The organism is Thalassospira australica (assembly GCF_000763295.1).
GTDB lineage: Bacteria > Pseudomonadota > Alphaproteobacteria > Rhodospirillales > Thalassospiraceae > Thalassospira > Thalassospira australica.
This window is the reverse complement of record NZ_JRJE01000020.1, coordinates 1-14226: the sequence shown is the minus strand read 5'-3', so window position 1 is coordinate 14226 and position 14226 is coordinate 1. Positions and strand designations below refer to the sequence as shown.

Annotated in this window: 10 protein-coding genes; 7 read left to right on the top strand and 3 right to left on the bottom strand. The window is 53.4% G+C overall.

Annotated elements, in window-relative coordinates:
- Positions 1 to 54: 54 nt before the first annotated feature.
- Positions 55 to 606, bottom strand: a complete 552-nt coding sequence (locus tag JF44_RS0109200; protein WP_033068692.1) for a hypothetical protein — start codon at positions 604 to 606, stop codon at positions 55 to 57.
- 309 nt (positions 607 to 915) lie between these two features.
- Between JF44_RS0109200 and glpK the strand changes: the two genes are divergently transcribed.
- Together glpK and JF44_RS0109190 are read left to right on the top strand one after the other, a co-directional pair.
- A complete protein-coding gene (gene glpK, locus JF44_RS0109195) occupies positions 916 to 2412 on the top strand; it encodes a glycerol kinase GlpK (protein ID WP_033068691.1) in 1497 nt (498 codons plus the stop codon).
- Between the two features lie 181 nt (positions 2413 to 2593).
- Positions 2594 to 3535, top strand: coding sequence for an AEC family transporter (locus JF44_RS0109190; protein WP_033068690.1), 942 nt, complete (start codon positions 2594 to 2596; stop codon positions 3533 to 3535).
- Here the strand turns inward: JF44_RS0109190 and JF44_RS0109185 are convergent.
- Positions 3517 to 5625, bottom strand: a complete 2109-nt coding sequence (locus tag JF44_RS0109185; RefSeq protein ID WP_162181396.1) for a bi-domain-containing oxidoreductase — start codon at positions 5623 to 5625, stop codon at positions 3517 to 3519. The two genes, JF44_RS0109190 and JF44_RS0109185, sit on opposite strands and share 19 nt — an antisense overlap.
- Positions 5626 to 5777: 152 nt before the next feature.
- Between JF44_RS0109185 and JF44_RS19930 the strand changes: the two genes are divergently transcribed.
- The 5 genes from JF44_RS19930 to JF44_RS0109160 all read left to right on the top strand — a co-directional run bounded on the left by JF44_RS19930 (position 5778) and on the right by JF44_RS0109160 (position 12699).
- Positions 5778 to 8204, top strand: a complete 2427-nt coding sequence (locus JF44_RS19930; protein WP_052065683.1) for a glycosyltransferase — start codon at positions 5778 to 5780, stop codon at positions 8202 to 8204.
- 226 nt (positions 8205 to 8430) lie between these two features.
- Complete coding sequence (locus tag JF44_RS0109175) at positions 8431 to 9327, top strand: dihydrodipicolinate synthase family protein (RefSeq protein ID WP_033068688.1); 897 nt, start codon at positions 8431 to 8433, stop codon at positions 9325 to 9327.
- A 175-nt stretch (positions 9328 to 9502) separates the two neighbouring features.
- On the top strand, positions 9503 to 10804 hold the full coding sequence (locus JF44_RS0109170; protein ID WP_052065681.1) for an NAD(P)/FAD-dependent oxidoreductase: 1302 nt from the start codon (positions 9503 to 9505) through the stop codon (positions 10802 to 10804).
- Positions 10805 to 10816: 12 nt separating this feature from the next.
- A complete protein-coding gene (locus JF44_RS0109165; RefSeq protein ID WP_033068687.1) occupies positions 10817 to 11818 on the top strand; it encodes a 4-hydroxyproline epimerase in 1002 nt (333 codons plus the stop codon).
- A gap of 212 nt (positions 11819 to 12030) precedes the next feature.
- Positions 12031 to 12699 (top strand): GntR family transcriptional regulator, encoded by a 669-nt coding sequence (locus JF44_RS0109160; protein ID WP_033068686.1) that lies wholly within the window; start codon positions 12031 to 12033, stop codon positions 12697 to 12699.
- A gap of 82 nt (positions 12700 to 12781) precedes the next feature.
- On the opposite strand, the gene JF44_RS0109155 is transcribed toward JF44_RS0109160, so the two are convergent.
- Positions 12782 to 13858 (bottom strand): proline racemase family protein, encoded by a 1077-nt coding sequence (locus tag JF44_RS0109155; protein ID WP_081944389.1) that lies wholly within the window; start codon positions 13856 to 13858, stop codon positions 12782 to 12784.
- Positions 13859 to 14226 lie beyond the last annotated feature (368 nt).

Below are 14226 nucleotides of genomic sequence, written 5' to 3'. Positions count from 1 at the left end.
GGGCGCTGCAATTTGCAGCGCCCTTTATTCGTTTGCGGGTGTTATGGCCGGTAATCAGGCCGCAAAGATATCTTTTTTACGTGCGCCAGCAGTTTGATCATTGTCTTCCTGTGTGCCGGTGATTGACTGGCTTGATCCGGCAGGCAGTTCTGTTTGCAGTTCGGTAAAGACATCAAACATGTTTGGGTTAAAGGCGATCTGCGCCTGTAAACGGTCACGGCGTTCGTCTGGGGATTCGTCGCCATCCTTGGATGCGCCAAGCTCTGCTTCGGCAAGGGTGTTGCCATTCAAGCGTTGCTCAATGGTTTCGGCAATGGCCTTTTCAATGGCCTGGCGATCTTCGGCATCCATTTTTGCAAGCGTTTCTTCATCCAGCCCCATGCTTTTAAGGATCTTGGCGCGCAATTCTTCGATTTTACGTTCCTCGATTTCCTTTACATAGGTGGTAAAGCCGTGTTCGCGGATATAGGCCAGCTCGGCATTTTCTTCCTTCTTGTCTTCGGGAAGGGGCTGGCTGTTTGATGCAATTGTGCGCGCCTGTTCGGCTGCAACCTTGGTGCTTTGCGCGGTATTGGTCACGCTCATCAATGTGTCATACACGCCCATACAAGCCCTCCATGGGAAAAAGATGCCGGTTAGAAGTCATTCTCGCGCAATCGTTGCAAAAGACATGCCGCAACACATGTGGTTGTTTTTGCCGTGTGGGTTCTGTTTTGCCCGAACAGATTTTTCCCTTTAAAACAGGTCGATGGGATCAAGAGGCAGAAAAATTTTCGAAAACGAATTGTTTTTCACTGCATTTTTTTTCTAAATAGAGCGATAAAACCAATGGCCTTGTCGCAAAGACAGGCTCACCGCATGATATTATGCAGGGTCGGATGGCAGGAAAACTGCCGGCTCGGGAGGAAAACAGAAATGTCAGAAACGCGCTATATCCTTGCTATTGATCAGGGAACAACAAGTTCACGTGCGATTGTCTTCAATGAAAACGGCCAGTCAGTTTCTGTCGCACAGCAGGAATTTCCCCAACATTTCCCCAATAGCGGATGGGTCGAACATGATCCGGAAGATCTGTGGAATACGGTGGTTGCCGTCTGCAAAGAGGCATTGGGCCGCATTGACATCAAGCAGGTCGCCGCAATTGGCATCACCAACCAACGCGAGACAACCGTTGTCTGGGACCGCAAGACCGGCAAGGCGATTTATAACGCGATTGTCTGGCAGGACCGTCGCACGGCATCCCTTTGTCATGACCTAAAAAAACGCGATCCCAAGCTTGAAGAAGCGGTCAATGCGAAATCGGGTCTTTTGATTGATCCATATTTCTCGGCAACCAAGGTTGCGTGGATTTTGGATCATGTTACCGGGGCACGCGCACGGGCCGATCAGGGGGATCTTGCATTTGGCACGGTGGACAGTTTCCTTCTGTGGCGTTTGACCGGTGGCAAGTCGCACGCAACGGATGCAACCAATGCGGCGCGTACAAATCTTTTCAATATCCGCGAAAACGCCTGGGATGATCAGCTTTGTGACATCTTCCGCGTACCGCGCAACATGCTGCCTGACGTCAAGGACTGCGCGGCTGATTTTGGCGTAACCGACCCCGATCTGTTTGGTGCTGAAATCCCGGTTCTTGGCATGGCAGGTGATCAGCAGGCCGCAGCCTTTGGCCAGTGCTGCTTTGAGCCGGGCGATATCAAAAGCACTTATGGCACGGGCTGCTTTGTTATCCTCAATACCGGCGATGAGGCGGTAACGTCGCAGCATCGTCTGTTGACCACGGTTGGCTATCGCCTGAATGGCAAAACAAGCTATGCCATCGAAGGAGCCATTTTTGTCGCCGGGGCCGCCGTTCAATGGCTGCGCGATGGTTTGGGTATTATCAAATCAGCCGCTGAAACCGAAGGATTGGCCAAATCCCTTGATGACAATCACGGAGTCTATCTGGTGCCGGCCTTTACCGGGCTCGGTGCGCCATATTGGGACCCGGACGCCCGTGGGGCGATCTTTGGCCTGACGCGTGATACCGGACCGCGTGAATTCGTGCGCGCTGCCCTTGAAAGTGTCTGTTATCAGACGTTTGACCTGTTCGAAGCCATGGCAGCTGATGGCGTTTCGCCCAAAGCTGTCAGGGTGGATGGTGGCATGGTTGCCAACGACTGGATGTGTCAGACACTGTCAGATGTTTTGGCGATTTCGGTGGAACGCCCGGAAGTAACCGAAACCACAGCCCTTGGGGCGGCCTATCTTGCCGGGTTGCAGGCCGGTATTTACCGCGACCTCGATCATATTGCTGAAAACTGGCACCTTGATGCCAGCTTTGAACCGGATATCGAACCGGGCCGCCGCGCAGGCCTTTTGAACGGTTGGAAAGATGCCGTGCGTCGGGTTCGAACAGACCCAACTACTTGATATGCATGGCTGCCTTGCCCGTGTTTTTGTGGGTGGGGCTGGTAAGTGCGGCAATTGCTTTGTACTATTTCAGGACAGCGTCAATGATGCTGTCCTTTCTGTATGCGTAAATGTCGGCATTGTTTTACCGGTGTGTTGCGTATCAATTTGCGTTCTTGCCCAATAAGGCCCCGGGGGAAACATGCTTGATCTGATTGTCGGAAAAGTTGGACCTGTCTTTTTGACGATCCTGTGCGGGTTCCTTCTGACCTACGTTAAGGTCATCAAGCGTGAAGGCATTCCGTTTCTGGCAAAGATTGCCATGAACGCCTTTATCCCGGCGATGCTGTTTCAGACCCTGGCGCAATCCGATATCAGTGCCCATTTCGATTTGCGCCTTTGGGGAAGTTATTATTCCGGGGTGTTGGTAAACTTCGCGCTGATCTTTTTCATCGCCCGGATCTGGCTTCGTGCGAAGACCGATGAAGCCGCGGTTACCGCAATGGGCGGGGTGTTCTCCAATATCGTTCTTCTGGGAATTCCGCTGGTCCAGGCTGTGTATGGTGCAGATGGGCTGGTGCCGCTTTTGATCGTTCTGGCAATCCATCCTCTGACCTTGATGGGAATGACCATCATGATTGTCGAAGGCAGCCGCGGTGGGGATGGTCATTGGATCCCCAAGGTTCTGAGAAGTGTTCTTCGGGTCGCGAAAAACCCCATCATCATTGCGATTGTGCTCGGTGTTTTGGCATCGCTGTTTGAAATCCGCATGCCGGAAATGGTCGACGGGACGCTGGAGCGGTTTAAAATTGCCGGGCCGACGGTTGCCCTGTTGCTTGTGGGGGCGGGGCTTTATGGCCAGTCGGTGCGCGGCAACCTCAGTGCAAGCCTGTTGTGTACTTGCGGCAAGATGTTTGTGCAGCCGCTTCTTGTTTTCGCCATCGGGCATTTTGTGTTTGACCTGCCGCCCTTGTGGCTGATGATTGTGACGCTGGTGGCCGCTTTGCCGAGCGGGGCCAATGTTGCGATTGTTGCAGGCAGCTATAATGTCTGCATTGATCGGACGTCGACCACCATCCTTTTGACGACCATCATCAGTATGCTGACCTTGCCGCTGCTAATCCTTTATGTCGGGCCGCACTGATCCGAATGGTGATTGGCGGCATTCAGGATGCGCGACATCAAATTGATTTCATCTGGTAAGCTCGGGATCAATTCAGGGCGGCGACCAGTTGATACTGCCTCGGCAAATGTATCGATTGCGGCACTTTGGCCTTTGTCCTGAGAAAAACGTGTACGCAGAACGGTTCGGCCATTGATCTGCAGTTTTTTCCAATCAATCAGGCTGGCAGTAAAATTCGGTGCATCAATTTCCAGGCGTTCTTTGGGTTCCCGCCGATTGCCCTGCAGATAACTGACTTCGCCAATGGACCCGTCGGCAAAATGCATGTGCCAGATACTGTCGCCTGCTGTGCGGTCCAGCCAGTGACAGGTGATTTCCAAAAGCGCGCTATCGGTCAGGCTTTTGATCAGATCGATGAAATGACTGATTTCGCTAATAGTGCGCCCGCCCTGACGGCGATCACAAATCCAATGATCGTCGGGCAGGGGGCGAATGCGTACCCGATATCGGAACTGTTTGCTGCCTTGGGGCAGGGATGCGCGTAAATGTGCGCTCATCGGCGCATAGCGTCGATTATGCCCAACCATGAAAATGCAGTTTGTCGAAGAAGTCATTGCCTGTTCGTGCAATTGATCAAGGCCTGCGTGATCAATTGCGATTGGCTTTTCCAGCCAGACGTGCTTTTGGGCGGCAATTGCTGCTGCTGCCAGTTCAGCGTGACTGTCATGACGGGTGGTGATGATAATGCTGTTAATATTGCGCGCGTTAAAGAGTTCCTCGGCAGATGTCAAAGCCCGCGCACCGGGGGGGTTGCGCGCAAGGGCCATGGCAGACAAGCCGTTTTTTGAACAGCAGGCTGTGATTTCAACATCACCTCGTTTCGCCAGATGAGGAAGCAAGCTGCCGCCAAAATAATTGCCGGTCCCGATCACGCCAACCCGGATGACGCCTGCTGGTATTGGTGGTTTATCCCGTGCGGGGACAGGGGGCTTGGCAGGTGGATTTTGAGGTATACGGTAATTGACGAGGGTTGCCAGATCGTCAGGGTTTTGGTCCTTGGCAAAATGATCGGCGATATTTTCAAAACTGATTTCTGATGTGATCAGTGGGGACGGATCAAGTCTGCCATCCGCCATCAGAGCAAGTGCAGCCTGCATGTTGCGATTGATTGTCCAGCGCACATGACCAAGCGGGTAGTCTACTCCGTGGTCCTCGTAATTGGGGTCATAGCGCCCCGGCCCATAGGACCGGACTTGCCGAAGTGTGATTTCCTTTTCAAAAAGGGCTTTGCGGGTGCCGCTGATTGCAACATCGCCAACACAGACAATTAAGCCGCGATCACGACACAGTGTTGCTGCGGTATCAATAAGTGGGTGACGGCCATGGCCGGGCGCGCAGATATAGACGCTGTCATAGTGATCGTCAGGCGCATTGCCGGCAGATGCATGGCAGTCTGCTTTTGTATTTCTGTTGGCAAGGTTTCGTCGTTTTGCGTTGGGCTCAATGATTGTGACCAACGCACCTGCTGCACGGGCGGTTTGGGCAACAATCTGGCCAATTAAACCAGCACCGATGATCGCAACCTGATGACCAATCGTGGTGTCACCTTGACGCAGGGCATGTAGTGCAAGCGCATAAAGTGTCGTGAACGCCGCGTGTCGATCAGGCACCGCATCCGGAACCGGGCACGCCAGATTGACAGAAACCGTGTTCCATTGCGCGTGATTGGCCTGTCCCATGCCCGCAATGGCAACCCGTTGCCCGGTCGCGAAGCCAGTTACCAGACTGCCGGTGGCCTCAACAGTTCCCATTGCACAATAGCCCATCGGCATGGGGCGCGAGAGACGGTTATCAACCCGCGTGAGTGTTCGCGAAACGCCTTCGTTTGCCAAATGTCGCAGGGTAAGGGCAACAAGGTCCGGGCGTTGCCAGGCTTTCTTAAGCAAAGACGCACGGGTTTGACTAACCTGTGTAAACTCTGTTCCGGGGCTGATTACCGAAAAATTGGTTTTGATCAGTAATGCGTTATTGTCTGGGGTTGGGATAGGGCAGTCCGTCAGGACAAGTTTTCGCGCGCCGGGAAAACGCAGCAGTGCTTTCATCTCCGTCATCGTTGCCCTCATAACCCTGATAAGTTGAAAGGTGTGGGGTATGATTAAATCATATGTCGCAGCTTTTGGTCGAACCGTTATTGTCAATGACGATTGACGTGCGGGCTGCACCCGTTTAGCAAGACGACAGACTTCAATTTGGAACGCCCATCATGCAACAAACCGTCTCGACCCGGCATTGGCGCGACAACGTGCTTGGTATCGCCGCCATTTTGTTTGGTATTTCGGCCCCTTTGTTCTTTCTGGGGCGTGCCGCACTCGGGATCGGACTTGGTTTGTCGCTGATATGCGCGGTGGTTTCCGCCGATCATGGCGATGCCTGGCGCAAGATGCGGCGTGATGTTGCAACGCCCATTGGTCTGTTGATCGTCGCAACATTGGTGGTCTTTCTGATTTCGGCGATTTTTTCTGTTGTGCCAGAGAAATCACTTGGGACCTGGGCGGCGCGCTTTTCGATGCTTGCCGGGATCTGGTATCTGATGCGTCTGATCGCTCCCAAGGCAAAATGGGCGTGGGACGCCTGCGTTTATGCGACCTGGATACTGGTGGCATACTGCCTGATTGCCATCGTGTTTCAGCCAGAAATTTTGTCGCTCAAGGCAATGATGGAGCCCGATTTCCGATTTGACATCACGCGCCGTCTGAAACCCACGGGGAGTTTTCTTATCTTTGGTGCGATGATCCTTGTTTTTGACGGGATTGATCGCAAAGGATTTACCCGGTTTTTCTCGATTGCTTTGGCCCTTGGCGTTCTTCCAATCCTTGAGGTGTCTGAAGGCCGGGCAAATGTTGCTGCCTTGATGGCAGCTGCCTGCGCAGTGGGTATCGGTGGCATCCTACTGATAAAATCTAGGGCATTGAAGTTTACTGTGCTTGCCGGGGTGGGGGTGTTTTGCATTTGCGTTTTGGTTTGGCTCAGTTTCGTTACGAGTAACTCGGGCAGTTTGCGTGGTTTCGAAGCTTACTTGCCGATCTGGCTTGTGGATATCCACCGTCAAATCATTTGGCAGTTTACTTTCAGTCACGTCTTTGATCATCCCTTGATTGGCTATGGGATCAATGCTGCACCTTGGGTTCCAGGCGCCAATGACCTTGCAGGGGGGTCAACGCAATCCGTCCTTCCAGGTCACCCGCATAGCTGGTTCATGGAAATCTGGCTTGAAGCCGGCATTTTGGGGTTGGTGACGGTTGTCCCCTTATCTTTGCTGATCGGCCTGACGGCGGTGAAGGATGTGCGCCATAAGGGGATTGTTGCGGCTGGCCTGACCTTGATGATGCCTGCAGCCTACTGGTTTGCTGGGCTGTTTAACTATTCGTTCTGGACGTCCTGGTGGTTTGGTGTCGTCATGTTGACGTTCGCACTGGCCTTTTTACGGCGCGAGAAAATGATCGCCAAACAGGCGGGGCCCAAACGCCGAAAAAACATGATTGTTTGTGCGGAAGACTGGTCTTTCGTATCTCACCGCATTGGGCTTGGGCGTGCCGCACTGGTGCGCGGGGATGAGGTTGTTGTTGCCTGTAACACGGGTGCGGCGACAGAGGAACTTCGCCGTGAAGGCTTTCGTGTTGTCGATGTGCCCATAGCGCGTGGCGGCCTTAGCCCGATGAAGTCCCTTAAGACAATCATGGCATTGGCTTGTGTGATCCGGCGTGAAAACCCCGATGTGATCGTGAATGTCGCGATACAGTGTGTGGTTTTATCGGCCTTTGCCGGTTTGCTGGTTGGGGCAAGGCATTCGGTCAATATGGTGACGGGGCTTGGCTTCCTGTTTGTATCAGGCGGTGCAAAAGTGCGTTTTGTACGTAGTGTGGTTTTGATGGTGTTGCGGTGGTATGCCCGGTGCCCTTCACTCCGCGTAATCGTGCAAAATTCAGATGATTATGCCTTGATGGCCAAGCTTGGCTTTAACCAAAGCCGCTTGGCGTTGATCCGTGGGTCGGGTGTTGATGCCTCTGTATTTGCACCGTCCGAAAAAACATCATCCCAACCGAAAACAGCAATATTCGTTGCGCGCATGTTGTGGTCCAAGGGACTGGGCGAGTTGATTGAAGCATCACGCCTGTTAAAGGCGCGCGGGCGGGAATACCGGCTTTTGCTGGTCGGGGATGTGGATCTTGCCAATCCTGATAGCGCAACCGAAGAAGATCTTCGTGCTTGGCAGCAGGAAGGATTGATCGACTGGCTTGGCAAGCGGGCCGATATTCCCGATCTGATGACAAAGGCTGATTTGGCTGTTTTGCCGTCTTGGCGCGAAGGTCTGCCCAAGGCGTTGCTTGAAGCCGCATCATGTGGTCTGGCGATGGTCGCAACAGACGTTCCGGGATGCCGCGAAATTGTCCGTCCTGATGAAAATGGCCTGTTGGTGCCTTTGCGCGACAGCAAGGCGCTTGCGGATGCCATCGAAAACCTTCTTGAGGATGACCCAAAACGCGATGCCTATGGCAAGGCAGCCCGCAGTTTGGTGGAGCGCGAGCTATGCGACGCTGTCATCATCGCCAAGACATTGTCTGTTGTGACGGGGGATCCGGTGACCGAAGGGGGAGAGCCAAAATTACGACCACGCACAGTACCTGCATGACTGTGTCGTTGCGGTCTCCGCCTGTCACTCAGCAGAATCGTCTTTCAGATAATCTTCCAGGGGCCCGGTTTCGGGCCCTTTTTCTTGTCCAAAAGAAACCCGTTGCATCGCCATTTTAAGTTTTGTATACAATATACATATATTGCACGTGGCCCGATACAAAGCGGGCTGCCAGAGCGTAAAGGCGCATCAATGTCGCTGCGCCCCATCAGGAGGTTTCTTTCCCATGCAGGTAAACTGGACTGGCGTTTTCCCCGCCGTTGCAACCCAGATGAACGAAGACGGTTCGATTGATTTCGATATGACCGCAGAACAGATCGAAGCGCTGATTGATGCCGGCGTTGATGGTCTTGTTATGTTGGGGTCTGTCGGTGAAAACACAGCCCTCGACCCGGAAGAGAAAATCGCCGTTCTCAAGCTTGCAGTCGAAGTGACCAAGGGCCGCATCCCGGTTCTGTCCGGTGTTGCCGAAAGCTCGACCCGTGCGGCCATTCGCTATGTTCAGGAATGCGAAAAACTTGGTGCAGATGGCCTGATGCTGCTGCCGGGCATGGTCTATACTGCCGATCCGCGTGAAAACATCGAACATTTCCGCACTGTTGCTGGCACGACCAAGCTGCCGATCATGATTTACAACAATCCGGGTGCTTATCGCATCGACATCAAGCCGGATGAATTCAATCAGCTTGCAGACGTTGAAAATCTGGTTGCGATCAAGGAAAGCTCGGGAGACCCGCGTCGCATTACCGATATCTATAACGCATGCGGTGATCGTTTCGTTCTGTTCTGCGGCATGGATGACCTTGTCATGGAAACGCAGGTTCTGGGCGCAGTTGGATGGATTTCGGGCTTCACCGATGCTTTCCCGAAAGAATCGGTCGCACTTTGGAAGTTGCTTTCCGAGGGCAAGTACAAGGAAGCCCTTGATATCTATCGCTGGTTTACCCCGGTTCTGCACATGGATGTACATGCCAAGCTGGTGCAATACATCAAACTGGCCCAGGAAATGACCGGTGTTGGCAAACCTCATGTTCGCGCACCGCGTCTGCCGCTGGTGGGCGAGGAACTTGAAACCATCAAGGCCACCATTCAAAAAGCAATTGATACGCGCCCATCGCTTTGAGTGCTGCCTGATTGCCTGTAATGTTCGGTGCTTGCACAGTAAAACGGGCATTGCATTGGCGGCATATTTGATGGAACAGTGGGCTTCCCTTGTGATTGTCACGAGGGAAGCCTAAGGCCATCTAAGTGGTTGTTTAAAAAGCCATTTGCGCATCCCAGACAGGCGAGACACCGAAATGACGAAGTCGAGAGCTGAAACCCAGTCGCAAAAAAAGAACGGACAAAAAGCCGTTGTCATCGGGGCGGGTATTGTCGGTGTGAATATTGCTCTTGCCCTTCAAGACAAGGGGTATGACGTTACCATTCTTGATCGCGGGGAGCCCGGTATGGGGGCGTCCTTTGGCAATGCTGGCGGGATTGCTGTTAGCAAATGTGCCCCCATCGCAATGCCCGGAACACTCATGAATGTCCCGGGCTGGCTGATGGACCCTCTCGGTCCTCTTTCTGTGCGATGGTCCTACTTGCCCAAAATGCTTCCTTGGTTGTTGCGATTTGTTGCCGCCAGCTCCAAAAGTCGTGTTGAGCAGATCGCAACAGAAATTGCTGTTTTGCTCAATCGCGCGTGGGAAGATTACGATCCCGTCATCGCACGTGCCGGTCTTTCTGATGCTGTGTTTAAAAAAGAAGGCGCAATCGCCGTCTATCGGTCAGAAGCCTCGCGCCGGGACGCCGAATATGAAATTGATCTCAACCGTCGCAACGGTATCAAAATTCGCGATTTGACCAAAGACGAGGTTCTTGACCTCGAACCGGGCATTGCACCGATCTTTTCTTGCGGTGTCTTGGACGAAGACTGGGGACGCGTGCTTGATCCCTACAAGATCGTGAAGGGCATCTATCAGCATTTTCTTGATCGTGGGGGTGAATTCAAAACGGCCGATGTCACGGACTTTGTCTATCGTGATGGCAAACCCCGTGCTGCCATGACAAGTACAGGCGATCAAATCACTTTTGATGTGGTTGTGGTTGCCTGCGGCGCATGGTCAAAATCGCTGGCCAAGCGGCTGGGATCTCCTGTTCCGCTCGATACGGAACGCGGTTACAACACGACCGTACCCTACCATGATGCCAAACTGTCGCGGATGTTGATCTGTGCCGATGACGGTTTTGTTCTGACCCCGCTTGAGCACGGTATTCGTGTCGGCGGTGCGGTGGAGCTAGGTGGTCTCGTTGCGGCGCCGAACTACGAACGTGCAAAGGCCCTGTTTGCAAAGGGCAAGGAAATTTTGCCGAAACTAAACGCCGAAGGCGGCACCGAATGGATGGGCTTTCGGCCCTCAATGCCGGACTCAAAGCCGGTGATCTCCAAAAGCCCAAGGCATTCCAATACATTCTTTGCCTTTGGTCACGGCCATCTTGGTCTGACCATGGCCGCAACCACAGGGCGCCTGATTTCAGACCTTGTCGCCGGGAACCAGCCGCCGGTCGACATGACCCCGTATCGCATCAATCGTTTCTCTGATTTCACCGGCTTCTAAGGGCTCCCATCCATGGCGAAAAGCAGTTTCTTTTGCGTTGACGGTCATACTTGCGGCAATCCGGTACGCCTGGTGGCGGGCGGTGGTCCCAAGCTTGAAGGTGCGACCATGCTTGAAAAGCGTGCGCATTTTCTGCGTGAATTTGACTGGATCCGTACCGGACTGATGTTCGAGCCGCGCGGCCATGACGTTATGTCGGGATCAATTCTGTATGATCCGACGTCCGATGACTATGATGTTGCTGTGCTGTTTATTGAAACGTCGGGCTGCTTGCCAATGTGTGGGCATGGCACCATCGGCACGGTGACCATGGCGATCGAAGAAGGCTTGGTGAAGCCCAAAATACCCGGTCGTCTGCGCCTTGAAACACCGGCGGGCCTCGTCATTGCCGAATATAATCAGGTTGGCGATTATGTTGAATCGGTCAAGCTCACCAATGTGCCCTCATTCCTGTATAAAACCGATATCGAAGTCGATTGTCCGGATATTGGTTTGATCAGGGTCGATGTTGCCTATGGCGGCAATTTCTATGCGATTGTCGAACCGCAGGAAAATTATAACGACATGGCAGATTTCTCTGCCGGTGACCTGCAACGTATCAGCCCGGAACTCCGGCGTCGTCTGAATGCGGAAAACGACTTTGTTCACCCGCTTCACCCCGACATCAAGGGGCTTTCACACATTCAGTGGACTGGCAAACCAACGCAGGCCGACAGCACCCATCGCAATGCTGTGTTTTATGGGGATAAGGGAATTGATCGCTCTCCGTGTGGCACCGGGTCTTCCGCACGTTTGGCCCAGTTGGTTGCCAAAGGTCAATGGAACCCCAAGGACGAGCTGGTTCATGAAAGCATCATCGGCTCGCAATTCCGCGTCTCGGTGGTTGAAAAGACAAAGGTCGGTGGTTTTGATGCGGTTGTACCGGGCATTGAAGGCTGGGCGCGCAAGCATGGATACAACACGATCTTCATTGATGACCGTGACCCTTACGCGCATGGCTTCATTGTAAAATAGGTCACATTACCGAAAGTCTGTGAAAAGGGGGCTTTATGCCCCCTTTGTCGTATATCGGGTATTGGGGGTGGATTATACAGTATGCAATTGTATTGCGACTTGCTGGTCGCAAGGGTATGACTCTTGTTAAATTAAAGATCTGCTGCCCTTGTGATCACAGCAATGCAAACCGCAAACGCCATTCTGTCGGGTAACATTACAAAAGAGCTGAAATGACCGCATCACCGCGCTTTACCCGCCGCACCATCACCGATCAGGTGACCGAAGATCTTCGGGCACGCATTCTGACAGGCGATTTCCCTGCCGGTTTTCAATTGCGACAGGATGCCATTGCCGGTGAATATAATGTCTCGCGCATTCCGGTCCGCGAAGCGCTGCAGCGTCTGGATGCCGAAGGGCTGGTATCCTTTCAGCCGCACAAGGGCGCGATTGTCTCTCACCTGTCGCTCGATGAGATCGAGGAACTGTTTGAAGTTCGCAAGCTCCTTGAATGTGATTTGTTGCGTCATGCGGTGCCGCGCCTGACCGCCGAAGACCTTAAATCGGTCGAAGATATCCTGCTGGTCTATGATGAAGCTTTCCGGTCGGGCGATATTTCCAAATGGGGGGAGCTGAACCGCGAATTCCATGATCGGCTTTACCGCGCCTCGAACCGTCCCAAGACGTTGGAAATTGTGCGCATGATCGGGAATAACACGGTACGCTTTACCCAGGCGCAGCTTGCCCTGTCCGGGGCGACCGACCGTGCCGAACGCGAACATCACCAGATCTTCGAAGCCTGCAAGGCCGGCAATGTTGACGAAGCGGTTGAACTTCTCGGCCAGCACATTCAAAGCTCGGCCGACAGTCTGATGGAATGTCTGCGCAAGGCCCGCGAATAGTTCGGCGTTATATATATAAAGCCGAAAAGAACAAAGGGATGCGGTTTGCATCCCTTTGTGGTTTCCGCCGGGTGTTTCTGCGTCAGACCGAACCGACAGTAAAGCCTCGCCCGACATCGTCACCGTCTTCATGCCAAAAACGGGCTGTGCCGCTGTAATGGGCCTGACCTGTGACCGATGCGATAATGGCCGGGTGTGGCCCGCAGGTGGTAACCTCTTTAACCGCGCCGTCAAATCCTGAACCGATGACGCTTTCAAACGGGCGTGTCTGGCCCTTTTTGATCAGGCCCTTGGCGTGTTGGATGGCAAGGCGGGCACTCACACCCGATCCGGTCGGGCTGCGGTCGACCTGATTTTTGGCAAACACACATATATTACGGGTCGGTACCGTACCATAGGCATCCCGCCCGTCGGTCAGGATCGCGCCATACAGAAACGCCAGATCATCATGATCAGGATGGGCAAGCGTGATGCTGTCATTCACCACCTGACAGATCTCTTGTGAAAGGGCGGTCAGCTTGGGGACATTATCTGGCGTGACCTCCGTATCAAATTGCCCGGCATCAAGAACCGCATAAAATGCGCCGCCATATCCAATATCGGTTTTAAACCCCCGGCCATCAGGCAAGGTTAACTCAAGGTCATCGGCAAACATAAAGGATGGCACGGATGAAAACCGGACCTTGCCGGTTTGGCCATTGGTAACTTCGACCTCGGCGCGCACCAATCCGCACGGACATTCAATATTGACCGGCGTGGTGGGTTCCATGGCTTTGACCAAACCATAATCAATCGCATACCGCCCAAGGGCCATGATCGCATGGCCGCACATGGTCGAATAACCCTCGTTATGAATGAACAGCACGGCCAGATCCGCATCTGGCAGGCTGGGGGGAACCAGGATCGCGCCATACATGTCGTAATGCCCGCGCGGCTCGAACATCAAAAACCGTCTGAGATGATCAAGATGGTTTTTGGCATATCGGCGCTTGGACAGGATGTTATCGCCTGGAATATCAGGATAGCCTGCCGTGATGATTCGCAGCGGTTCACCGCCGGTATGCATGTCGATCACCTCAATCGGTGCTGACCGGTCGGGATACTGAGGGGGGATTTGCGAATCATCTGGGCAAAATGGGGCGGAATTGATCTTGGGCATGGGGCCTCGTCATTGATTTACGGCGGGTGGGCGCGAACATCTTAGCGCCCATATCGCGTACAGCAATCATCATCGGCCTGAATTTTGGGTCAAAGGCACCCTTGCAGGTCATAAAAGTGCAACCTATATATGGTTTTGCGCAAAAATTTTGCGTAACAACATTTCTGTCATTTTTTTGCAAAAAGGTGTTTGACAGTTTTGGGAGTGGGCCCTATAACCCGCCTCCACCGACGCAGTGCGGCGCCAACGAGACGGCGACGCGGGGCGGTCGGGACGGGGCTTCGGTCCTTTAAGTTCTTTGACATTGTTGATCAGTAGGAAGGGATGCGCGGGCAGCGTTATGGCGCTACAGTCTGTGCATCCTGGAG